Source organism: Thermosipho japonicus (genome assembly GCF_014201655.1).
Lineage (GTDB): Bacteria > Thermotogota > Thermotogae > Thermotogales > Fervidobacteriaceae > Thermosipho > Thermosipho japonicus.
This window is the reverse complement of record NZ_JACHEX010000003.1, coordinates 43380-67073: the sequence shown is the minus strand read 5'-3', so window position 1 is coordinate 67073 and position 23694 is coordinate 43380. Positions and strand designations below refer to the sequence as shown.

Here is a 23694-nt window from a genome sequence, read left to right as displayed (position 1 = left end):
AAGATATTGGAGGTGATATTATGAGTAAAATACGCTATGTAAGAAGCAAAGAAATACGTTCTAACCCGCTATTTTATGGAAAGAAAATGAAACAATTATTACTTCAAATGGGAAGCCAAAAGCAATTGTTATCCGTATCGAAAATGATATTGAAGATATTGAAAGTACTTTAGCAGCATTTAGACAGGTAAAAGCTATGAGAGCCGTTGAAAAAATGAAACTTATTTCAAAACAAAAAGGGTTAGATAAAATCAGTGACGAGGAAATAGACAAAGTAATTGATGAGGAGCGAGGTGAAGGTAGTTGTTGATACTAATGTAATAGTTTCTGGAATATTAAAACCTGAAAGCCCCCTTGCTAAAATTTTGAATTTAGTTCTTTCAGAAAAACTATTAATATGTGCTGACAGTAGGATAATTAGCGAGTATAGAAATGTGTTGTTGAGAGAAAAGTAAAGATTTAATAATTTATACTCCTAATGACTTTTTGAAATTATACCAAGTGCAAATAAAAAGTACTTACTTGAGGAAAATAAGAGAGCATTTAGAAAATCTAAATTACAGCTATTAGATGCTCCTGGTAAAACAAGAATTTGTTATCTTTTTACACCGTGCCAATCTTGCCAACCTTTTTCTTTGCTAAATTCAATAAAGTATATATTATCATCTATTTCAGAAAGATTTTCTTCAAAACCACTTTTTGAAACTAAAATAAAATAGTCTACATTCAATTCTATTTTCTCGACTTTGTTTTTCAAATTATAAAAATCCTTCATATTCATCTTTTTATTTCTCCATTTTATTTCAGCAGCATATATTTTCCCTTCTTTGTCTTTCCCTAACATATCTATCTCAACGTCTTTTTTCCAGAAATTTCCCGCTTCAATTAAATTAAAACGCCTTTTTAAGTAATTTACACTTTGCTTTTCAAATTCAAATGAAACATATTGTGAAAAATCATTTTCAATTAAATCCAAAACATTTCCATATTCATTTAAATCTACGCTTTCTTTGTATGGGAAAATATATCTATACCAGAATCTAAACAGCTGATCGTCAATAACGTACAAGAAATTTTTGGTTCTGTGTGGATTTTTTAAAAGCGCGGGAGTAATTCTTTTTATCAGTTTTAAGTTAATGAGTGATTTCAAATACGGTTGTATTTTTCGAGAATCATTTTCTCCAATAAATGATGTAATTTCATTGATTTTATTTCTACCACTTGCAAGGGCTTCAAGTATAGATTGATAGATTGCAGGCTCTCTTAACTCTTGATACAAAATAAAATATGGTTCTTCTTTTAACGGTGCACCAAGTTTTAAAAATAAATTTTCAATGTTTGAAAACAAATCTGTTTTTCCATTCCATAAAGTTAGATAATATGGAATACCTCCAATTATTGAATAGGTTTCAATTAATTGGTGATAATTATACTCTGGTATGAAAAGCTTTAAATTTTCAAAAGAAATAGGATTTAATTTTAAACTCCCAGTTTTTCTTCCGTATAATGGATTTTTATAAGCTAATATACCTTCCATAAAACTTATACTTGAACCGCAAAGAATGAGTTTAATTTTAGAGTCATCAAACTCATCTAGTAAGATTTGAAGAATAGAAATTATCTCTTCATTTTTTTCTGCAAGATATTGAAATTCATCAAGAATGATAACTATATTTTCTCTTTTTGAATAATTAAATAAGGTTCTAAAAGCATCTTCCCAATTTTCAAATCTTATATTTCCCATATTTAAAAAATTTCCAACACTTTTAGAAAAACTATTTAATTGTTCAGTTTTTGATATTTTTCTAGCGGTATAAAATAGAGTTTTTTTATTTTTAGAAACTTCTTTTAACAAAGCACTTTTTCCGACACGCCTTCTTCCGTATAATATAAAAACTTCTTTTTTGGAAGAGGTAAGTATTTCATCGAGTAATTTCTTTTCTTCAAATCGATTTATAAAAATAATATCACCACCCATTTAATATAACTAAATACAATTATACTAATCATAAATATACTAATTATAATTAGTATTATAACAAAAAACATTAAAATTACCAAACATTCCAGTTATATTAATATTTTTTGATTTGATTTTTTTGAATATTCAAGAAAAGTTCAAAAAAAGCCTTTTAAAAATTATCTGCTTGAAGAAGATAGTTGGATTTTTTTGTTAAAAAAGTGTGCGAACAAAAGCTTTCTAATTTATTTATATATTTCTTCAAAATTTTGTTGTTCTAAAATGATTGGTTGTCTTTTAAAAAAAGAATTTTCAGCAGGTACATTTTCATCATATGTATTTTTAGGAAAAAAGATACATCAAAATTTTTAAAATAAGCTTTTTTGTTAAAAATCTGCCATAATATTATATTTATTTTTGAAGCCATATTTTTTCTAGCTTCTATCTTCTGAGAGTTTACTTTATTAAAATCGTGCTTACAATCATATGAAAAAGAAACTACTCCCAAAATCAAATCAATTAATTCTATAAAATATGAATAGTTTTTATAATCTTTTTCCTTATTTGGATTAGAGTTTACAAATTTTATTTCTTTATCTAATATTTTCAAAGTATTATCTTCTTCAAATGCTTTTTTTAATTGTCTTTTAAAATGTGGTTGTTGTGTTTCAAGAACTCCTTCCGCATCATGAAATACTTGTTTTATCACATAATTAGTATTTTGATTTTTTAAAAAGTGACTCCAAGAACTTTTTATTACTGTTCTGAAAAAACGGTTGTAAGAATGATAATACTTTTCACTTTCACTTTCTGCTCCAAAAAATGAATAATTAAGTTTTTGGCTGTCTATTCCTAAAAATATTTATAAAAAACTTACATTCTGGATGTGGCAAAAAATTTTCTTGAATAAGATCAAGCCACTTCATTGCTACTTTGTATCTTCCGCTTTTAATTTTTATATCTTTATATTTCATTTCATTTATTTTTTCCTCTTCTTGCGTTTTCTTCAGAAAACTTATAATTTCTTTTTCGAATGGTTCTTTCACAAGCAACATTCCAATATAATTCCATTTATTATTTACCTTCTTTTTTTCATCTACAAATATATTGATATTAATATCATCTAAGTCAAAAAGCATAAAATCACTCTCCATAATTTAGTTTTTCTTTTTATAAGTTATTTTAATCTTAGTTATTTCAACATTGAATAAATTTTTAAGTTCTAAATAGTTTTCAAAGTACTCAATATATTCGTTATTATCATCTTCTGGTCCAAAGAAGAGAACATAATTATAACTATCTTTATTCAATGAGCTTTTATACATTATTCCTTTATATCCAAGCTTTCTAACATATTCTGATAAAACTTGCGTAGGTACATATTCAATTTCTTTGTTATCGCTTATTTTCATTGGTTTACTGACTTCTTCAGCAAATTTAATTATAAAATTTTTGAAAATCATTCTTACTTTGTGGTCATAATCATTACAAAATATACTTTTAACTGGACTATCTGTTAAATTTAATATATTTATTTTCTTTTTCAATTTAAATTCCCCGACGAGTACATTATCTTTTATTTGTGGGTTTACTTCATTAATACAAGTTTCCATATCTTCTGATAAATACATGTAAGATATACCAGCTGGGCTAAACCTATTATTTTTTGTATTATTAATCGGTGCTGGTCCTATATCACAAGGTATTTTTAAATTTTCGAGAGGATTGTTGTAAATCCTTGATCGATAAAGTGTTTTACCTTCTGGAAGTTCTTTTTCCATTTTATTAAATATGTTTTTAAGTTCCCTAAGTAATTCTATTCTTTTTTTACATTTGGATACGTCAAAGAATCTAAAATTATATTTTGTAACTTTTTTGAACTCATTCCAAGAATAAAATAATTTTTTCTTTTTTTCCTCATCCTCAGAATAATAAAACTCACCTATAAACATCCAATTTGGACTTTCTATATCAGAGTACAAATCGTTATCACCTTTTGCTATATCTCTTTTAGTTGGTTTAATAGAATTCATTAACTTTTGCAAAAATTCTTTTGCAGCTTTTTCATCAAAATCGTTAGAAAAGATCTTTTCTTCAGAAAAGAGTATTTTAAATATTGATTTCCCTATATTGTTATCATTTACAGGGTTTTTAAAGCATTTTGCCTCTGGATCCCAGAATCCTTCATTTTCAACGATATCGTATGCTTTTCTCAAACCTTCTATAATAAAATTAGCAACATCAGAAAATTTTGAAATATGAACGTTCTCCTTTTGGCATATACTACATTTTCCTATTGTTCCTTTGCTTTTTATGTAATCTTTTATATGGTTATCTTCAAAACACTTTGTACAACAATAATTTTCATCATTTTTCATCAAAATCTCTCCAATCTTTTCGAAGTATTAAATAATTTAAGTATAAGCGAAATCAAAAGGTAGGAATAAAAATATTTGTAAACTAACTTTGCAAAAGGAAGGGAATCATGATTGCCGGGGATATAAATTATCTTTTTTCCTGTTTCTTTTAATTTAAGTAAAACTTTCCATAAATCAACATACATTTGTAGAATTTTTTCAACTTTACATTGCCATAGTTCAAATAAATCGCCTGCTATAATTATTTTTTCTATTTCCTCATCTTTTTCAATATATTCAAGAAAGGCTATAAATTTTTCAAAATTACCGGAGGTATAAAAATCATCAGCATCAGACATGTCACCGATGTGTAAATCACTCACAATAACCGATTTACTCATCCCTATCCTCCCTAAAAATAAAGAAATCAACCTAACAAAATACTACCATACTTTTTTTGTAAAAGTCAAGTTGTAATAACTAAAATTTCATATATTGTTAAAAAATAGTTTGTATATTATCAAATAAACAAAGTAACTACTATTTGCTTTACTTTACCATATAATTCATTTTCAAACCCTGCTTTTGGAAAGAGAATATATTTTTTCTCTCTCTACAATCCACATAGCTGCTTCTAATCAACAACTTTTTATAATCCTCCAAATCAATTTTTTGTCAGTCCAATTGCATTTACCAAAAGCAACATTTTCTGGCTGTATGCAACAAATAGAAAAAGTAATTAGTAGGGTGCGAAATGGAGATAATCGTTAATAGTTTTTGGAATATTAAAATCGGAAAGACTTCCTCCTAAAATTTTGAATTTATTGCTTTTTATTTTATTTTTTTCTAAACTACTTCATAAAATATCGGGCTATTTATAAAGTATATTTCTCAAAATATCGTACTAAATTAGAAGTATACTTCCTAAATTTTCGTGATATAAATTAAATGAATATATTTTCAAAAAGAGGATGAAAATATGAATCTAATAAAAAGAGAGCTGCTTAAAGAGATAAAAGAACATTTAAACAAACCTGAAATTACAGTTATTACCGGCCCACGACAAAGTGGAAAAACTACATTAATGAAAATTATTGAAAATGAACTTATTTCATCTGGAGAAAAAACTTTGTTTTTGAATCTTGATATAGAAGAAGAAATGAAGTATTTTAAATCTCAAGCAGATTTATTAAAAAAAATTGAATTAGAAATAGGCGATTCTAAAGGTTATGTATTTATAGATGAAATACAGAGAAAAGAAAATGCTGGATTATTTTTAAAGGGAATATATGATATGAATTTACCATATAAGTTCATAGTTTCAGGTTCAGGAAGTATTGAGCTTAAAGAAAAAATTCAAGAATCACTGCTGGAAGAAAAAGAATTTTTGAACTTCCAACTATAACTTTTGAAGAATTTGTAAATTACAAAACAGATTATAAATACGAAAATAAACTAGAAAAATTTTTTAGTTTAGAAGAAACTAAAACTCTATCTTTTTTAGAAGAATATATGAATTTTGGAGGTTATCCTCGAGTTATACTTGAAACAAGTTTAAAAGAAAAAAATGAGATAATCAAAGAAATTTATCAAAGTTACATAGAAAAGGATATTGTTAGTCTTTTAAGAGTTGCCAAAATCAGTGAGTTTAATTTATTAGTTAGAATACTATCACATTTAACTGGTAAAACTCTTAATTTTTCGAATCTTTCATCAGAAACAGGAATATCTACAAAAACTTTAAAAAATTATATCTGGTATCTTCAAAAAACTTATGTAATTGACTCAATCCAACCATTTTTCACAAATAAGGCAAAGGAATTAACGAAATCCCCGGTTTGTTATTTTAAAGATTTGGGTTTAAAAAATTATGCATCTGGTGAATTTGGGAATGTAAATGACTTCAGTTTTTTATTTCAGAATTTTGTTTATATAAATCTGTATTATTTATCAAAAAAATACGATTTTTCTATTCATTATTGGAGAACAAAAGACAAAGCTGAAGTTGATTTTATTTTAAGAAAAGGTATAAATTATATTCCTATAGAAGTTAAATATACAAATCTAAAAAAATTTAAAATTACAAGAGCTTTAAGAAGTTTCATTAAAAAGTATCAACCAAAAGAAGCCATAGTTGTAAATTTGCTATCTAAGCATGAAGAAAAATTGGATAAAACAAAGGTCAAAATAATACCTTTTTATGAAATGAAAAAAGTTGTTTCTGATAATTTTAAAAGTATTTAAAAAGCTAAATCTCGATCCTTAAGGAAAATATTGGGTTCTATTTCAAATGTTATGAGTAACTCATGTTATTCGTGCTTAATAATGATTTACAAAAACAAATTCAAATAAATATTACTCTGATGGTGAAATGACGTAGAAATTGTATCAAAAAATATGAGAATTTTATGGTACGTTTGATTTAATTTTTTCTACCATATCTTCAGGGGTTAATAAAATTAAGTCTTTGATACCTAGTAATTCTTTTTCAAACCCTTCTTTTGAAAAGAGAATATATTTTTTCTTTCTCTCTCCACAATTTACATAGCTGCTTCTAATCAACAATTTTTTATAATCCTCCATACCAACTTTTTTGTTAGTCCATTTGCATTCACCAAAAACAACATTTTCTGAGTCATATGCAACTATGTCAATATCAAATGATTCATTTTTCTTTCCAGGAACTTTTCCCCACGTATTTCCAATTTTCTCTGGAATAAATCCTAAAACTTCTGGTGTTTCTTTCAAAAATCTTTGACAAATTGTTTCAAATTTTAATCCAAAATATTGTGGAAGATTTTTCCATATTAACTCTAGCGCTTTTTCAGGAGAAAATTCTATAGTTGAAATGTATTTTCGTATAAAATTAAAATAGAAGTCAAAATAAAAATCATTTATTTTGTATTTTTTCATTCTCTTTTTTTGAGGGAAAAGTGGTTCAATAGATTTTACAATTTCATATTCTTCTTCTAATTCTTTTAAATAACGTGGAAGTGAAGTTTTTTCAATCTTTGATAAGTCTGAAATCTCAGAAATAGTTTTTGGGCTACCTGAGATTGACTCTAGAATTGAAAAATAGCTTTTGTGCTCACTTCCAAATTCTAATACTAGGATATTTTCCCCTTCATTTTTTAAAGGAGCATAATCTTTTAAAAACAGGTCAAAAATATGACTTTTTAAAGATTTTTTTTCTTTAAAAAGCAAAAGATAATTTGGGATCCCACCAGTTAATGAATATATCTCGAATGCTTCTTTTGTTGAGAATCCAAAGTTTAAAAGTAATTTTATTGATTCACTTAATGGAAATTCAGAAATATTTACTAAATAATCTTTTCTACCAAAAAGTGGCATTTTGTTATCGTAAAATAGTTTTTTCATAAGTCCAACGTATGAACCTAGTACAATAAGCTTTGTGCTATGGTTTCTGTATTTAATTTCATCCCATGCTTTTTGAAGAGAAAAAAGTATGGACGGGGAAACTTTATTAAAATTTTGAAATTCATCGAAAATGACAAACTCAAATTTTTCAAAAAGTTCTAGAAACAAATCGTACCAATCTTTAAAAACAGCTTTTGAAAAAGAAAGACTAATTTTTTCAAGCAAGTTATTTGGATTTAAAACATCCACAAAATAGTAGAAAACATTTTCTTCTTTTTCGAAAGCTTTTCTTACGAGTGTAGTTTTTCCAATCCTTCTTCTTCCGTAAACAACTATAAAAAGATTTTTTTGCTTTTGAGATTTAATTTCATCAAAAAATTCCAGCTCTTTTTTTCTATTATAAAACTCCATTAAAATCACCTCTCGATACAACTATTATATGTTTTCGAACATTATGTTGGGCAACATTATGTTGAATAACATATTATTGGCATAATAATTTTATCATATCAGAAGCCATAAATTCAAAGGCTGATTGAAAATTATTAATCAAAGTTGATATAAAAACATTTTTTGTTGAACTTACTTCCATAAGTGAGACGAATAAAAAAGATAATAATTTACTTTTCAAACAGCATGGCTTTGAAACTTTTTCGAAGCCATGTTTTTTAATCTTGCTTGATATCTTTCTTAATTGTAGAATTGTGTATATTCTTTTTTTCTTTGGTCTGCCTTTTTTAAGTTCAGTACTATCATATGCTAAATAATTCTTTATCCACAATTGCATTCTACTTTCAGGAACACCTAAGAGAGAAACAATAATTTTCTTAGGAAGTTTTTCATCCATGTAAAGTCTAATGGCTTCTTTCTTTATATTCAAAGGATGTTTTCTAAACTTTTTCCCTTTCTTAGTCAAAGAAAAACACCCCCTTTGTTGGCATTATTGTACCACTTCGGGGGTGTTTTTCATTTCTTTTTTATCTTGAATCATTTCTTGAGTTCAGTGTATTTATAGCTTTTTGGGAGTGTTTGTTTATTGATTTTTGCATAGAGATAAATTTTTTTAAATTTCTTCTTCCACAGGTACAATTTCTTTGTTAGACTTAAAGATAGCTATAAATCCTTCTATCATTATCCATAGAGCAATTACAAGTGTTGAAATAGTTACGAATATTAATAGACCATTTCCTCCACTTATAAATTTTTTGAGATTTAATACTGTTGCATATAGTGTTATTATAAACATAAATATCATTGGTATTCCTGTAATCCATATTGGTTTTTTCTTTTTAGCTAAATAGACCGTACCAATTAATAGGGCTAGAGCAGCAAGTAATTGATTTAATGCACCAAATACTGGCCACAATGTTAAAGCACCTTTACCATCACCAGTTGATAGTGCTAGTGCTAGAGCTGCTAATATTACTATTGCAGTAGCGATAAACCTGTTTTTTAAAGGTTTAACTACTACTTCTCCTTTTTTATTGGAGAATAATTCTTGCAGTGCAAATCTTTGAATCCTTGTTGATGAGTCCATTGTTGTTCCTGCAAAAGAAACTATAAACACTGCCATTATTGTCTTTGCTAAATCTAGTGGTATGCCGTATGAATGCATTAAATTAGCGGATCCATTAATAACGGCTGCTAATTTTGCGCCTAAACCACTTGCTGTTGCCCATGATGCATAATGTGATGTAAATGCTTGTACTCCTCCACCATTCATTCCAAGTCCAGCGGTAACGGCAATAATTACTATTGTAGCCAAAACACCTTCAAGGATCATTCCACCATATCCTATCAAGTGTGCGTCGGTTTCCTTTTCCATTTGTTTGACTGTTGTACCGGAAGCTGCCAAACTATGAAATCCTGAAATAGCACCACATGCTATTGTAATGAATAAAATTGGGAATATAGGAGGTGCATCTGGGACTGTTTGGAATGCAGGAGCAACTATTTTAGGATGTCCAATTATAACGCCTAGTACTAATAGTGCCATAGCAATTAAAAGTTCGTGAGAGTTTATATAATCTCTTGGCTGTAGTAACTTATGAACAGGCATAGTAGAGGCTATAAATACATAAATCATTAAAATATATATCCAGCCAAGAAGTGATATACCACTAATTGGGAACACTACACCAATAGCAATTGTTACATACATTAATATTATTGCAATTATGGAATATAACGTATCATTTTTTCCTTTGTTATATACCATGTAACTTAACCACATTGCAATTGGGATTTCCATCCATACTGGAAATACAGCTTGTGGGTACATAATAAATAGCAAAGCAACTATCATAGCAAAGACAGCCAATACTATCCATAGCAAAAATTGTATAAGCACTAAAAATATTTTAGCTGTTCTTTCATTTATTAAGTTTCCCGTTAATTCACCAATGGTTTTACCCTGGTGTCTTGCTGAAATTACAAGTGAAGTAAAGTCATGGACTGCACCCATAAATATTGAGCCAAAAAACACCCATATGAATGCTGGGACCCATCCCCAGATGACGCCTATTGCGGGACCTACAATAGGGCCTGTACCTGCTATAGTAGTAAAGTGGTGACCAAGCAAAATATGTTTTTTTGTTGGAACAAAATCAACACCATCTTCAAATTCTTTTGCTGGGACAGGATTTTTGTCATTTAATCCAAAGATCTTCTTTGATATCCACTTTCCATATGTGTTATATGCCACCCAGTAACCAACGAATGCTAGGATAGCTAGTATCAAAGAATTCATAAAATATCCCTCCTCTCTAATGATTTTCCAAAATCTAATTTATCATTAGAATAGGCAACTTAATCTTATACGTTAAAAAAAATGGCCTAAACGGCCATTTTTTAGGAACAAAAGGTATTATTTTTTCTTGACAAAGGCTATATTTTTAAAATTTTCCTGACTTCTTTTAGGTGAGTTTTTCCTATGGGAAGTAATTTTTTATTTTTCATTTCAAGAGAGATAGGTTCTTTGATAAATTTCTCAATGAAGTTGAGGTTGATGATATATGATTTGTGGATTCTAACAAAGTTTTGTGGAAGATCTTTTTCTAAACTTCCAAGGCTTTTGTAATGCTTTATTACATATTCATCATTTTTTGTAATTGCAATGATATTTTTATCAAAATATTCAAAGTATAATATGTCATCAAAATTTAAGAAAATTATCTCGTTGTTATGTTCAACAGCAATTGTATTAATAACTTTTTTACTTAGTTTTTCTTCTATTCTTTTTATAGTCTCAAGAAACCTGATTTCTGACACAGGTTTTGTTAGATAATCAAGAGCATTTACCTCAAAAGCGTCAACGGCGTATTCCGAATAGGCAGTAACAAAAACTATTTCGTATTTATTAAGGTATTTTGAAGCTTTGATGCCATTTACAGATGGCATTTCTATGTCCAAGAAGATAACATCAGGTTCGTTGTTTTTTTTATTTTTCAAAAAATCTTGCACACTTTCAAAGCAACCTACTATTTCAAAGTTTGTCATTTCATTTATTAGATCTTTTAAACTTTCTCTTGCATAGTATTCATCATCTATAATAGCTACTTTTATCATACTACTTCACCAACTTTCATACTGCTTGTTTTAATTTTTATCTCAACCATTGTACCACCAAAGATACCATTTTTTATAGAAAAACTATAATTTCCCCCATATATTGAGCTTAATCTTTTTTGTATTAGCTCAAGCCCTTTTCCTTTTTTATTTAGAGATTTAAAGCCTTTACCATTATCTTCGACAGAAATTTTTACATAGTCATCTACACTTTCAACCTTTACTTTTATTATCAATTCATCTTCCTTCATTCCGTGCTTTATAGAGTTTTCAACAAGGGGTTGTAGTATAAACGGTGGAATTTTTATTGTATTTTCAACGTTCACCATTATTTCATAGTTTAATTTATCTTTGTACCTTAATTTCATTAATTCCAAATAGTTAGTTGTGAATTTTATTTCATCTTTTAAAGAGACAAATTTCTTGTTTTCGTATAGGGTATATCTTAATAATTCAGAGATGTTGTCAATAAAATAATTTACCTTATCAGGTTCCTTTTTTGAGATGTATTTTATAGCATTTAATGTGTTAAATAAAAAATGAGGGCTTAGGTTGGACATTAATTCTCTTAGTTTTTCTTCAGTTGCTAGCTTTAAACTCTCATTAATTCTAGTCAAAGAAATAATTAGTGATAATGTCTGAGCTAATTTTTTGCCAAAGATTATGTCAGAGTGTTTAATTTCTCCTCTTTTTGAATAGTATAGTTTTAACGTCCCAATCAGCTCACTATTTAAGTCTGTTAAAGGAATTATAATTCCAGAATAAAGCGGACAATTGTGGACAGAACAACTGATTCCTTTCTTCCCAACAACCTTTAAACCATGTCCACTTTCAATAACTTTTTTTGTTGCATTAGTTTGTATTGGCATTCCAGGAACGTGATGATCACTACCAATTCCTACGTGGGCCAATATTTTGTTTTTATCTGTAATGGCTACTGCATCAAAATTTGTGTTATTTAATATTGTCTCGGCTATTAAATTTGCGGTTTTTTCGTTAAAACCTTCTTCAATAGAGTTTAAACTTTTTTCCATGATGACAAATATTGAGTTTATTGTGTTTTCTGCTGTTTGTTCCAGTTGTTCTTCAATATTTTTAATCATGTAATTTAGAAAAGAAACCCCTAGAGAATTTGTTATTACCATGGGGAAAAGTATTTTAAATGTTATATCAAAGGCAAGGGAAAATGGTTTTACCATAACTAGAACGTATGTTAGATGTATGATTTCAATTAATACGGTATAAGAGAGTGTTCTAAAGAAGCTAAAGTGTTTTCTTCCATAGAGTTGGGATATGAGACCACTGATAAACCCAGCGGTTATGGTTCCAAGAAAACAAGGAACAACTGTTATGCCACCTAAAAAAAGTCTAAAAATTGAAGATATTAGAGCAGCAATCAAACCAGCAGGAATTCCTCCAAGCATTCCTGCAAAAATAACCCCAATATCTCTGTAATTAACTATGGCTCCATTATATCTGATCCCAAAAACTGTTCCTAAAACTCCTAGAAATCCTCCGATAATCCCTAAAATTAGTCTATTTTTGGCAACTAAAGTTTTACCAAAAATATTTTTAATGAAGTAACTTTGAAAAGTGATATAAGTGATTACTAAAATTAGAGAAACCCTTTCAAGTAAAATCAAACTTATGTTTTCTAACATGGATCTCTCATCATCGCCCTTTCACCAAAGTCTCCTAAATCTTTTAACTCGCAATTGTCAAGTTTTTTTGCTTTGACCTTTGCCTCTTTGTAAAAGTTTAAAGTTATAAATACTTCAACATTTTTAAGGTCTTTAAGCATTTCTTTAGCTTTACCTTGTGGTTCTTTAGCTGTGTATATTAAAACTTTTTCATACATGTTCAAAACTTTCTTAATGCCCCTTATATCAACAACTCCTAAAGCAGTACCGTATAAAATGAGAGTTTTAATGCTATCACATCCTTTTTATTTTACTTTCCAGTTTATATTGTATCAAATAAAAAAATTTAAAGGAAATTCCTGTATTTTCCAGGAATTTCCATTATTTGTAAATATTTTGCTTTTATGTAAATTAACCTTTTAGACCGCTGCTAACAAGGCTTTTAACGAATAGATTTTGAATGAGGAAGAATACTAAAAGTGTTGGTGCAAGAACAATCATAGTACCTGCCATAATTGTTCCCCAATTATTTGCAGCTTCTGCATCAATTAACATTTTTACTCCTATTTGTGCTGTCTTCATTTTATCATCCATTGTAACAACAAGAGGCCATAGATACATATTCCAGGCATATACAAAATTAATTAATGCAGCTCCTCCGATCATAGCTTTTGATAATGGAAGTAAAACCTTGAAAAGGTATTGCATTGGACTTGCACCGTCTATTCTTGCTGCATCGCTTAATTCCATGGGAATAGTTCTAAAATGTTGCCTCATTAAAAATGTATTTGTGGCACTTGCAGTGAAAGGGATTATTAATGCATAATAAGTATTTACCCATCCCAAAGATTTCATTAACAAGAAAAGAGGGACAATCATTACTGTTTCAGCTGGAAGAAATAGTGTGATAAACAAAGTGGCAAATGCGACTTTTTTGCCTTTAAAGTTAAAATTTGCAAAAGCATAACCTGCTAAAATACCAGTTATTAGCTTTCCAATGGTTATAAATATAGCGACTATAGCAGAGTTAATTATCATTCTGCCTAGTTGAACAAGCCCCAGTGCTTCTTTGTAGTTTTGCCAATACAAGCTCTTTGGTATTATTTTTGGAGGAAAGCTAAATACTTCAGCGGGGGTCATAAAACTCATCATAAAAGCAAGAAAAATTGGAGAAAACATAATAATTGTAACCAATATTAAAATGATTTCTGAAATAATAAAGGAAACTTTATTTTTTCTATTCACAATTATCACCTCACTGATAATGTACACCTTTTTCAACGAATCTAAAGTAAAGATATGTAATTACTGACATTACACCAAACATTACTACTGATTCAGCAGCCGCAAGACCGTTGTCTTGAAAAGCAAATCCATCTAGATATAACCTGTAAATCATTGTGGTTGTACTTCCTAGTGGACCTCCTCGAGTCATAATATCTATAATTCCAAATGAAGAAAACATAGTTGTGGTAAAGTTCATTATAAATAAATAGAAAGTAATAGGAGTTACAAGTGGAAATTTGATTTTCCACATTCTAGTCCAAGGATTTGCCCCATCAATGAGGGAAGATTCTAAAATTGAATCTGGAATATTTTGAAGAGCAGCAATATAAAAAATTAGATCAAATGGAAGCATTTTCCATACGGTTGCTGCTATTAGTGCGATCATAGCGTATGGAACGGTTGTTAACCAGTCAACGTCAATATGAAAAATAACTTGAAAAAGGTAGCTCAATAGACCTGCAGTTGGAGTAAACATCATGGACCAGAGGGTTGCAGAAATTGCTGGTGAAACAGCGTATGGTGAAAACATTAAAGTTCTAAAAATTCTAGTACCAGGTAAATTTTTAACTAAAAGTTGTGCGATTAGAAATGCAAGAAATATCGTAATACCAACACTAGAAAGTGAGTAAATAAAAGTTGTTTTTAAAACTTTATAATACTCACTATCGGTAAATAAATCAATATAATTGTCTAGCCCAACAAAAATAGATTTATCTCCAAAGAAAGATTCTTGAAAGAAGCTTAATTTAAAAGAATTAAAGGCTGGAAAATAGATAAAAAGAATGATTATTAAAAAGGTTGGAACTAACAAAAGATATGGTGTTAGTTTTCTCAAGACAACACCTCCTATTTCTATAAAAGCGCCCCCAAAAAGGAGGCGCATCTAAAGATTATTGAAAGAACTTATTATTCATATAGTCTATTGTATTTCTTCAATGCTCTTGTAACTTGATCTGCTGCCCAATCAAGAGCTTGATCAACTGTCATTTCACCGTTTATAACTTTTTCGTATGCTGTTTCTATAATTTCTCTTGTTTCTGGGAATACACCAATAATTGCACCATTTGTATTAGGTGTTTGTTTTGAAAGAAGGAGTTGGAATATGGCTGTTAAGTAATTTGGATGATCAGCGTAAAATCCTTCCATTAAAAGCTGTTCTAAAGCATCTTTTCTTACAGGGAAGTAACCAGTTTCAAGGTGCCACTTAATTTGTTGTGCTGGTTCTGTCATCCATTTTACAAATTCCCATGCAGCATCGATTTCTTCTTTTGGATGGTTCTTAAGAATCCAAAGTGAACCTCCACCTATTACAACACCACCTTGGACTGAAAGGCTTGGTTTTGGCAAGAATGCAGTTCCAACTTCCCACCCATTTTCCTTTGCGGTCTCAGTTATAAATTTGACATCTGAAGTTGAATAAAGTAACATAGCAGCTTTACCAGAAAGGAATATCTGTCTTGCCCCACTCCAATCTTCTCTCTTTGTGTTTATTAATAACCCTTCTTTAGTCATCTTTGCAAGCAGTTCAAAAATATTCTTACCTGCTTGACTGTTGAATACAGCCTCGGTAGGTCTTTTATCTCCTCTACCATTATCGTAATTAACAAGTGGTGCGTCCTGAACAGCCATAAGTTGTTCAAAGAACCAAGAGTGTGTTGGCCAAGTTAGTCCATATCTAATAATATTTCCATCTTTATCCTTTTTGACCAACTTTCTGCTATATTCGATTAATTCATCAAAGGTTCTAGGTGGTCTATTTGGATCTAATCCTGCTTCTTTAAAGAAAGTTTTGTTGTAGAATAAAATTGCATTTGAAGAATTAAATGGCATAGAATAGAGTTTTCCGTTAACTGTGTAATAATTTAGAACTTGAGGCAAGAAAGCTCCTAAATCAATACTTGGATCTTTGGCAATAAGGTCTCCTATTGGAACAGCTATGTTTCCATCGATCATAGCTCTTGTACCGATATCATATATTTGTACAACATGCGGAGCATTTCCAGCTTTTACAGCTGCAATTGTTTTGTTGAATGTATCCCTGTAAGAACCTGTGTACTGAACATTTACTTGAATATCTGGGTGAGTTGCCATAAATTCTTTAGCCATGTTTTCAAGAAGCTCAATTCTCCAGCCACTCATAGCATGCCAAAATTCAATAGTTACCTTAGAAAAACTGAGTATACTTATCACAACAAGAATTAAAACCAACAGCTTTTTCATTTTCAATCCCTCCTTTTTTTGAGTTGCGGATTAATTATACAATAATTTAAATTAATAAGAAAAAGTATGAATTTTACAGAAATTAAGAGTTTTAAAAATGATATTATTAATAATAAACTATAATTAAAGAGGAGTAACAATATCTAAATTACATGAAAATTAATTTGGTTTTAAATATGTAAAGAACAAAATTAAAATTCTCAAAAAGATTTTATTAAATGTGTATTTAATTTATTTTTGGAAATATTAAGATATATTAAGCTAGAAAAAATTAATTTTTCTATTAAAAAAGTTGTATAATGGTTTTGTGTTATCAAGTTAATGGAGGTAATAATATGAAAAAGCTTTTTGTATTTTTCTTATTAACAGTCGTAGCTCTTTTATTTTCTTATACCTACTTTAGAACACCAGATGTTTTACTTTATCCAAATCGAACTATATCGTTTTACTCAGATGAGCCTGTTTCAGTAAGAGTATATAAGTTTGATATAACAAAGGAGATATTTAAAAAGGATTTAAAAAATGGAAAATCAGTAAGGTTTTTGCTTGAAAAGTCTGATGAAAAAGTATTTTCGATAATTCTTCCACAAAATCCAGGGGCATATTATGTTGTTTTGGATGGAAAAGATAAATATATTTCCAATTTATTTTTTCTTACCAGCTATGAAGCTTTCATAGCTGGCAATGATAAAGAATTTTATTTTTCAGTGTACGATTTAAAAGAAGGAAAATTTGTAAATAAACTTTTTTACTTTGATGATGATTTTTTAAGGAGCATTACAGGACCTGTTTTTAAAGCTGATATAGAAAAATACAAAGGAAAAGTCTTTTTTTATGAAAACAACGTTGTGTTTATATCAAGGTATTCTAGCTATAATCCTTATTCAGAAAAAAAGGTTTTGGTGTTCTCAGATAAGCCTATTTATAAACCTGGTGATGTATTGAGGTTCAGGGTTAATTTATTTAAAAGAGAAGGTAGTAAATACGTTCCATATTCGTCGAAAGTTTACATACATTTAAGAGATCCATTTTCAAATGAGATTTTTTCTCAAGAGTTTAATACGGATGACTTTGGGGGAATATCGTTTGAATATAAGACAACAGATGAGATAATGACTGGAAATTATGTATTAACAATAGAAGAAAAAGAAAAAACTTTAGGTTATCACTACTTTCTATTGCAAGATTATGTAAAACCTACTTACACAATAAAGCTTACTCCTTCTGCCACACAATCTATTGTAGGACAAACTGTTAACGTAAAACTTTCTGCAAGATATTTAAATGGAGATCCAGTAAAAACGGCACAAGTTCTTTTTTATGCTTTTAGAGACGGAAGGTTAATTAATAAGACTAAAGCAGTAACAGATGAAAATGGTCAAGCATTGTATGGATTATATCTAAAAGAAGGTGGATATTATCGTATACAGTCTCTTGTAGTGGATGATTCAGGAAGACAATATGAAAAACAAGTTTTTATAGATGTAAAAAAAGACAATGTAAATATAGATGCAAATATAAATAACAATAAGTTGAATTTGTACATAACTGATCTTTCGGGCACACCACTAAATGGAGTTGCTTTGATTAAAGTAAATGAAAAGGAAGAATATATAAGAGTAATAGATGGGAAAGGTTTATTAAATTTACCGAAAGATACGTGGTATGTCGAAGTTCAATTTGGAAAAGAAAGCAAGTTAGTATTTAAAAGATACAGGGAAAGTAATACAGGAATATTAGTTGTTGATAAAAATAGTATAGAACCAGGTGGAAAAATAAAAATAACGGTGGATCCGAAAGGCGATGTTGGAGTACTTGTTGTCGGTGGCACAAATATTGATACTTTTAAGATCATAGACAAAAAGCAGGAAACTATAGAAATTAATATTCCAAAAGATGAAATATCGGATGGATATTTTATTTCTTTTTACGGTTTAAAATTTAATGATAATATCAAGATAAATATTTTACATGATAGAGTAAAAAAATTAGAAATAAAGACAAATAAAAATACTTATAAACCAGGAGAATTTGCTAAGGTTTCTTTTAAAGATTCAAAATCATTGAAAGTAGTAAGTATTGCCGATGAAGGTCTCTATCTTTTATCTGATAGGGGATCTATTATGAATGATTTATATCCAAAGCTTTACTATGCTACTTTTGAAGCCTATAGCTCTTCAAAATATATTTATTTAGACTATCTAAGCCGATTTGAAGATAAAAAAGAAAAGCATATATTTGCAAGTACAAAGGAATCAGAAGAGAAAAATATAAGAGAATATTTTCCAGAAACTTTGTACTGGAATCCTAATCTTTTTGAAGAAAATTTAGCTGTGAAAGTACCAGACAGCATAACAAAATGGAGAGTTCTGGCATATGAAATCTCGAGTGACTACATTGCAGAGGGAAGTGCAACATTTGTAGTTACAAAGCCATTTGAGGTAAAATTATTTGTTCCAGAGTTTTTAACAAACAATGATCAGCCAGATTGTGTAATTTATGTAAAAAATTATACGGGAAAACCAGGAAAAGTTAATGTAAGGTTGAGTGTCAAAAATGCAAATTCAACTTTTGAAAGAGGTATTTTTAATATAGAACGTGATTTAAGAATACCATTTTCGCTTAAGGGTGTTAGCGGGGAAAATGTAGAACTTATTTTGGAAGCAACTTTAAATGATGAGCATGATGCTATAAAGATTAAAGTGCCTGTGAATACATCTTATATTAAAAAAACATCTAGTAAAGTTTTAAAGGTAAAAAGTAAAATGGAATTTGAAAAAGATGTAGCTATAAAGGTTATAAGTAATTTAAAAGACTTACTTGCTGAATCTATTGAGAAGTTAATAACTTATCCTTACGGTTGTACTGAACAGACTATGAGTTCTTTTTATCCGGCTTTGGTTGCAAAGAAAATATTGGAAAGAAAAGACATTGATGACATAGTTTTAAAGGGACTTCAGAGAATTTTAAAATTGCAGCATAGAGATGGTGGTTGGGGTTGGTGGTCTAATGATAAAAGTGACGTTTATATGACTAGCTATGTTTTAGAAGGATTATATTATGCAAAACAAAATGGTTATTATTTTCCACAAGTTTCTTTGGACGAAGCAATAGATTATTTAAAAAAACAAGAGCTAAATGGCTATGCAGTGTTTGTATTAAAATTATACGGAGAAAAAGTAGACTTTAAAGCAAAAAATATTATTGATGAAATATTTACCACCCCAGAAAAGATATTAAAATATGCAAAAGTTGGGGAAAATTTTGCATATATAGAGTCGGACGGATTTTATTCTTCGGTATATCTTACAAGCTATGCGTTAAGACTTTTGTCTTTAGATGGTAAATATCCGGATTTAAGAGAAAAAATGGTAAATTATCTTCTTTCGAAAAAGAACGGCCCCTTCTGGTATTCGACGAAAGATACAGCTGCTTCTATTCTTGCAATTATTGAGAGTAATAGTTTTAAAGACATAAAGAGTGATATAAAAGTTAAAGGTGAAGGTGGGAAAATAATTGTAAGTGGTGAAGGGTTCATTGAAGTAAAACAAACTGAAAGAATTGAAAAAGAAGATCAATATCGTGGAATAGAGTTAAAAACGGAAATTTTTAAAAGGTATGAATTTTTATTCGATGGAGAGTATATCGATGCATTTTTACCAGTGAAAAGCAGTTGGATCCCAATTAGTATGGAATTAGTTGATTCAACACCTGTGCTGATTTCAAAAGTGCCTAGAGAAATCTCAATGTTGTTGAAAGAAGGTACACCACTTTCTTTTGAAAATGGGAAGTTGGTTGTAAAAGGACCGTTTAAATTTGTAGGAAATGAGTATAGTTTTGATAAAGGATACTATGAAATTCAATTTGTAGAAAATGATAATTTTGAAATTCAAAAAGGTAACTTTTTAAAGACGCAAATTACCATTGATGGCACCGGAGAATATTTAGTGGTTGAAGAATATCTTCCTGCATGTGCCCAGGTTAATAAATATTACTATGAAAAAACACCGGAGTATTACAGTAAATTTTCGTATAGATGGTATGAAGATAATAATATATGGTACAGCTATAGGGATGTAAGAAAAGATAGGGTAGCATTTTTTATTAGATACCTTACTCCTGGAAAACTTACATATTACTGGAGAGTGACTTCTAGTGGAAAATATATTAAAAAGCCTACATACGTTTACAATATGTACTACGAGGATACTTACGCTATCTCTCATATTGATACCTTTGTTATTAAATAGTCAAATTTTGTTTGAAAAACAAATTCCAGATACGGTATTAATAAAGTTAGATGAATTTTTAAGCGAGGCAAGTATTACTATTCCTAAAAGATCCGTAGCTATATTTGAAAGTAGGTCGTTGCAGGAATTTAACAAAGTTACAGGAATGCCCTATAGCGTAGGTGGAGTATATTTTGATTTTAAGATAATTTTGCAGCCGATAAATATCTTGAAGAAAAAAGGAGTATATGAGAAAGTTCTTCTTCATGAGTTACTGCATTGGGTATTATATGGTTTAGATGAAAAATACCAGGAAGGTTTGATATATTGGTGGTTGGAAGAATATGATAGAAAAGAAGTTGAAGATTTTCTTAATGTTTTTGATGGTAACTTGCACAACTTTATTATTTCCCATTGGAATGAATGAAGGTTTTTCAAAGCTTTCATTAGACTTAAGCGATAGTTTAAACTTTAGGCTCTGGTTTGTCTCGATAGCTCTTGATAACGTAGATAATGAGCATCCGTTATTCAAAACAAAAGATTGTGCAGGTTTTGTATTTTATTCATTAAAAGAGGCATTAAAAAAGCATGATATGAAATGGATAAAGAAAACAGGATACAGGGGACCGATTTTTGAGGATGTTAAAAAATACAACTATCCAAACACCCCACTTTCAGTTAATATCTTTTTTGATGGAAAAGATTTTGTGCCGTATGTTACAGCCTACAATCTTTTAATGCATAACGTTGAATTTGTTTCTTTTGAAAGAGAGCATGCAAAAGTTGGTGACCTAGTTTTCTTTTTTCACCCAGAAGATCCAGACTTTCCATTTCATGTAATGATTTATACAACAAATGGTTTTGTTTACCATACAGGACCTGGTGGAGAGATAAGATATGTAAGATTTGAGGATATGATGCTTGGAGATATGGCATGGAGGCCAATAAGGCTTAATAAGGCATTTTTGGGGTATTTTAGATTAAAATTTTTAACTGATTGATTATAAAAAGAGTGATGCGTTTGCATCACTCTTTTAGATATTTATTAAACCAATTTGTTATCTCTCTAAGGCGTGTAATCCTGTTTTTTGGTTTTCCACTTCTGCTGAGATCATGATTTTCACCATTTAAAATAACAAGACGACTTTCAACCCCAAAGTATTTGAGAGAAGTAAACATTTGAATTGCTTCTGCAATCCAGCATCTATAATCTTCATCTGAGTGAATGAAAAGTGTAGGAGTTTTAACTTTATCAGCATATTTCATGGGAGAATGCCACCAAAGCTTTTCAAAATTATCCCATGGGGTAGTTGATTGTTGGTCTGCTACAAAGTAATAACCTATGTCTGTTGTTGCAAATTTGGATATCCAATTTGAAATACTTCTTTGAGATACAGCGGCCTTGAATCTATCTGTATGACCTATTATCCAATTGGTCATAAATCCACCGTATGATCCACCAGTTACTCCTAACCTTTCTTTGTCGATAAATGGATATCTTTTTAGTGCTTCATCTACAAAGCTCATTAGATCTTCATAGTCTACTGTACCGTACTTACCTCTAATATCTGCAAATTTATTTCCCCTGCCGTCACTTCCTCTTGGGTTTGTAAACAGAACTACATAGCCTTCACTTGTCCATATTTGCATTTCGTGGAAGAAAACTTCCCCATATACAGTCTTTGGACCACCATGAATATCTAGTATTGCTGGATATTTTTGCCCTTCTTCAAAATCAACCGGTTTAATTATCCAACCTTCTAGTTCAATACCGTCTTTGTTAGTGAATGTAAACTTTTCTGGTTTTGAGATTTTTCTTTCGTTTGCAAGCCATTCGTTAAAAAATGTTATTTGTTTTTCTGCTTTTTCAAGTTTGTATATTTCTTGTAATTTAAATTTTTTTAAGCCAATAAAATAAATTTCCCCGTTTTTTACATCAAATCCATCGATTGAGCCACTGCTTACTGTAAGTTTTTCTATTTTGCCAGTTTTATCTATTCTATTTAAATATGAACTACTATATTCAGTAGTTACAAAATAGAGATAATTTTCGTCGATAGCAGCATTATTGTAACTACCATATCTGGAATCTGAACCAACACTATTTCTTATACTTGAATCAAAATTAGGAGTTAATAATGTGACTTTTTTTGATTTTGGATCAAGAAGATAAAACTTTGGGTTTTCATTTACTCCAAAACTTTTCATGTTGCTTCCAGCAAATATAATTGAATCATCTAAAAAGTAAGCGTATGTGTATCTAAATGGATCATCATGAGTTAACTTTTCTTTTTCTTGGGTTTCTAGGTAATATATAAACAAGTCTGAGCGTATCTCCATTTTATCTTTGTATTCGTTTGAAATGAATAATATATTTTTTCCATTTTGTGCAATATCAAAATGTGAAACATTTTCATACTCTCCAGATATTGGAACGATTTCTTTATTTTTTAAGTTGTAAAGATATAACCTAGTTCTTTTTTTGTTTGTAAACCCTGCACCGTTAGACCAAAATGGAATTTCATCTAATATTATGTAATCTTTGTCGTTATCGTATATGCTATATTCACCAAGAACTACAAAATTTTCACTGTCAAGTTTTTTTATTTTTTTGACAATTAGTGGTATCTCAAAATATTTTTCAGCTTCTCCTCCATCAACACTTATTTTATAAAATGAAGAAAATTTCTCATCATCTTGCTTTCTCTGTTTTTCATCATCTTTTCGAATACTTTGAAAGAGTATTGTTTTATTATCTAACCATATAAAATTGCTTTCGTTTCCGTATGTTGTTAGCTTTTTTAATTTGTGGCTTGTTGTATCAAGCAGCCAGATGTTCGATGTATAGTTGTTTTTTTCTTCATTTGCTTTACTTACTACAAAAGCAAGATACTTTCCATTGTCAGATAATGAAATGCTAGATAAAAAATTAAAATTGAATAAATCTTCAATTTTAATTTTTTCCATTTTTCCACCTCCATTTATATTATACATCTTTTTAGTTAGTTTTGCGAATTAATGTATATAAAAAATCCCCCATCCAAAAAAGGATGGGG

Annotated in this window: 22 protein-coding genes; 7 read left to right on the top strand and 15 right to left on the bottom strand. The window is 29.3% G+C overall.

The window, feature by feature from the left end; translation table 11 throughout:
* Positions 1 to 20 precede the first annotated feature (20 nt).
* Both HNP65_RS09785 and HNP65_RS06130 read left to right on the top strand, forming a co-directional pair.
* The gene (locus HNP65_RS09785; protein ID WP_246348206.1) at positions 21 to 173 is read left to right on the top strand and encodes a hypothetical protein; all 153 of its coding nucleotides are present in this window, start codon (positions 21 to 23) and stop codon (positions 171 to 173) included.
* A gap of 120 nt (positions 174 to 293) precedes the next feature.
* A complete protein-coding gene (locus HNP65_RS06130) occupies positions 294 to 455 on the top strand; it encodes a putative toxin-antitoxin system toxin component, PIN family (protein ID WP_184619409.1) in 162 nt (53 codons plus the stop codon).
* A gap of 140 nt (positions 456 to 595) precedes the next feature.
* Here HNP65_RS06130 and HNP65_RS06125 read toward each other — a convergent pair whose 3' ends face one another.
* From HNP65_RS06125 to HNP65_RS06105, 5 genes are all read right to left on the bottom strand, one after another.
* Complete coding sequence (locus HNP65_RS06125; RefSeq protein WP_184619408.1) at positions 596 to 1978, bottom strand: ATP-binding protein; 1383 nt, start codon at positions 1976 to 1978, stop codon at positions 596 to 598.
* A gap of 259 nt (positions 1979 to 2237) precedes the next feature.
* The gene (locus HNP65_RS06120; protein ID WP_184619407.1) at positions 2238 to 2669 is read right to left on the bottom strand and encodes a DUF4855 domain-containing protein; all 432 of its coding nucleotides are present in this window, start codon (positions 2667 to 2669) and stop codon (positions 2238 to 2240) included.
* A gap of 121 nt (positions 2670 to 2790) precedes the next feature.
* On the bottom strand, positions 2791 to 3099 hold the full coding sequence (locus tag HNP65_RS06115; RefSeq protein WP_184619406.1) for a hypothetical protein: 309 nt from the start codon (positions 3097 to 3099) through the stop codon (positions 2791 to 2793).
* Positions 3100 to 3117: 18 nt separating this feature from the next.
* Positions 3118 to 4338, bottom strand: a complete 1221-nt coding sequence (locus HNP65_RS06110; RefSeq protein WP_184619405.1) for an RES family NAD+ phosphorylase — start codon at positions 4336 to 4338, stop codon at positions 3118 to 3120.
* Positions 4338 to 4718, bottom strand: coding sequence for a metallophosphoesterase (locus HNP65_RS06105; protein ID WP_246348205.1), 381 nt, complete (start codon positions 4716 to 4718; stop codon positions 4338 to 4340). The genes HNP65_RS06110 and HNP65_RS06105 overlap by 1 nt, the downstream gene beginning before the upstream one ends.
* A 578-nt stretch (positions 4719 to 5296) precedes the next feature.
* Between HNP65_RS06105 and HNP65_RS09695 the strand changes: the two genes are divergently transcribed.
* Together HNP65_RS09695 and HNP65_RS09690 are read left to right on the top strand one after the other, a co-directional pair.
* Entirely contained in the window at positions 5297 to 5722 is a 426-nt protein-coding gene (locus HNP65_RS09695) for an AAA family ATPase (protein WP_221236869.1), read from the top strand.
* 107 nt (positions 5723 to 5829) lie between these two features.
* The gene (locus HNP65_RS09690; protein ID WP_221236868.1) at positions 5830 to 6561 is read left to right on the top strand and encodes an ATP-binding protein; all 732 of its coding nucleotides are present in this window, start codon (positions 5830 to 5832) and stop codon (positions 6559 to 6561) included.
* 162 nt (positions 6562 to 6723) lie between these two features.
* Here HNP65_RS09690 and HNP65_RS06095 read toward each other — a convergent pair whose 3' ends face one another.
* The 9 genes from HNP65_RS06095 to HNP65_RS06055 form a co-directional block, all read right to left on the bottom strand.
* A complete protein-coding gene (locus HNP65_RS06095) occupies positions 6724 to 8106 on the bottom strand; it encodes an ATP-binding protein (protein ID WP_184619404.1) in 1383 nt (460 codons plus the stop codon).
* Between the two features lie 73 nt (positions 8107 to 8179).
* Positions 8180 to 8611: a hypothetical protein gene (locus tag HNP65_RS06090; protein ID WP_184619403.1), complete on the bottom strand. Its 432-nt coding sequence runs from the start codon at positions 8609 to 8611 to the stop codon at positions 8180 to 8182.
* 147 nt (positions 8612 to 8758) lie between these two features.
* Positions 8759 to 10444: a carbon starvation CstA family protein gene (locus HNP65_RS06085; protein WP_184619402.1), complete on the bottom strand. Its 1686-nt coding sequence runs from the start codon at positions 10442 to 10444 to the stop codon at positions 8759 to 8761.
* A gap of 137 nt (positions 10445 to 10581) precedes the next feature.
* The gene (locus tag HNP65_RS06080; protein WP_184619401.1) at positions 10582 to 11262 is read right to left on the bottom strand and encodes a LytR/AlgR family response regulator transcription factor; all 681 of its coding nucleotides are present in this window, start codon (positions 11260 to 11262) and stop codon (positions 10582 to 10584) included.
* Complete coding sequence (locus tag HNP65_RS06075) at positions 11259 to 12923, bottom strand: LytS/YhcK type 5TM receptor domain-containing protein (RefSeq protein ID WP_184619400.1); 1665 nt, start codon at positions 12921 to 12923, stop codon at positions 11259 to 11261. Before HNP65_RS06075 ends, HNP65_RS06080 begins: the two co-directional genes overlap by 4 nt.
* Complete coding sequence (locus tag HNP65_RS06070; RefSeq protein ID WP_184619399.1) at positions 12917 to 13120, bottom strand: hypothetical protein; 204 nt, start codon at positions 13118 to 13120, stop codon at positions 12917 to 12919. The genes HNP65_RS06075 and HNP65_RS06070 overlap by 7 nt, the downstream gene beginning before the upstream one ends.
* A 193-nt stretch (positions 13121 to 13313) precedes the next feature.
* Positions 13314 to 14147, bottom strand: a complete 834-nt coding sequence (locus tag HNP65_RS06065) for an ABC transporter permease subunit (RefSeq protein ID WP_184619398.1) — start codon at positions 14145 to 14147, stop codon at positions 13314 to 13316.
* A gap of 10 nt (positions 14148 to 14157) precedes the next feature.
* Positions 14158 to 15024, bottom strand: a complete 867-nt coding sequence (locus HNP65_RS06060; RefSeq protein ID WP_184619397.1) for a carbohydrate ABC transporter permease — start codon at positions 15022 to 15024, stop codon at positions 14158 to 14160.
* Between the two features lie 71 nt (positions 15025 to 15095).
* Entirely contained in the window at positions 15096 to 16409 is a 1314-nt protein-coding gene (locus HNP65_RS06055) for an ABC transporter substrate-binding protein (RefSeq protein ID WP_184619396.1), read from the bottom strand.
* Positions 16410 to 16744: 335 nt separating this feature from the next.
* Between HNP65_RS06055 and HNP65_RS06050 the strand changes: the two genes are divergently transcribed.
* The 3 genes from HNP65_RS06050 to HNP65_RS06040 are packed head-to-tail and all read left to right on the top strand — an operon-like array spanning position 16745 to position 21639.
* Entirely contained in the window at positions 16745 to 20659 is a 3915-nt protein-coding gene (locus HNP65_RS06050) for an MG2 domain-containing protein (RefSeq protein WP_184619395.1), read from the top strand.
* Between the two features lie 7 nt (positions 20660 to 20666).
* On the top strand, positions 20667 to 21065 hold the full coding sequence (locus tag HNP65_RS06045) for a hypothetical protein (RefSeq protein WP_184619394.1): 399 nt from the start codon (positions 20667 to 20669) through the stop codon (positions 21063 to 21065).
* On the top strand, positions 20983 to 21639 hold the full coding sequence (locus HNP65_RS06040) for a DUF1175 domain-containing protein (RefSeq protein WP_246348204.1): 657 nt from the start codon (positions 20983 to 20985) through the stop codon (positions 21637 to 21639). Before HNP65_RS06045 ends, HNP65_RS06040 begins: the two co-directional genes overlap by 83 nt.
* Positions 21640 to 21664: 25 nt before the next feature.
* Here HNP65_RS06040 and HNP65_RS06035 read toward each other — a convergent pair whose 3' ends face one another.
* Positions 21665 to 23605, bottom strand: coding sequence for a S9 family peptidase (locus tag HNP65_RS06035; protein WP_184619393.1), 1941 nt, complete (start codon positions 23603 to 23605; stop codon positions 21665 to 21667).
* Positions 23606 to 23694: the final 89 nt, after the last annotated feature.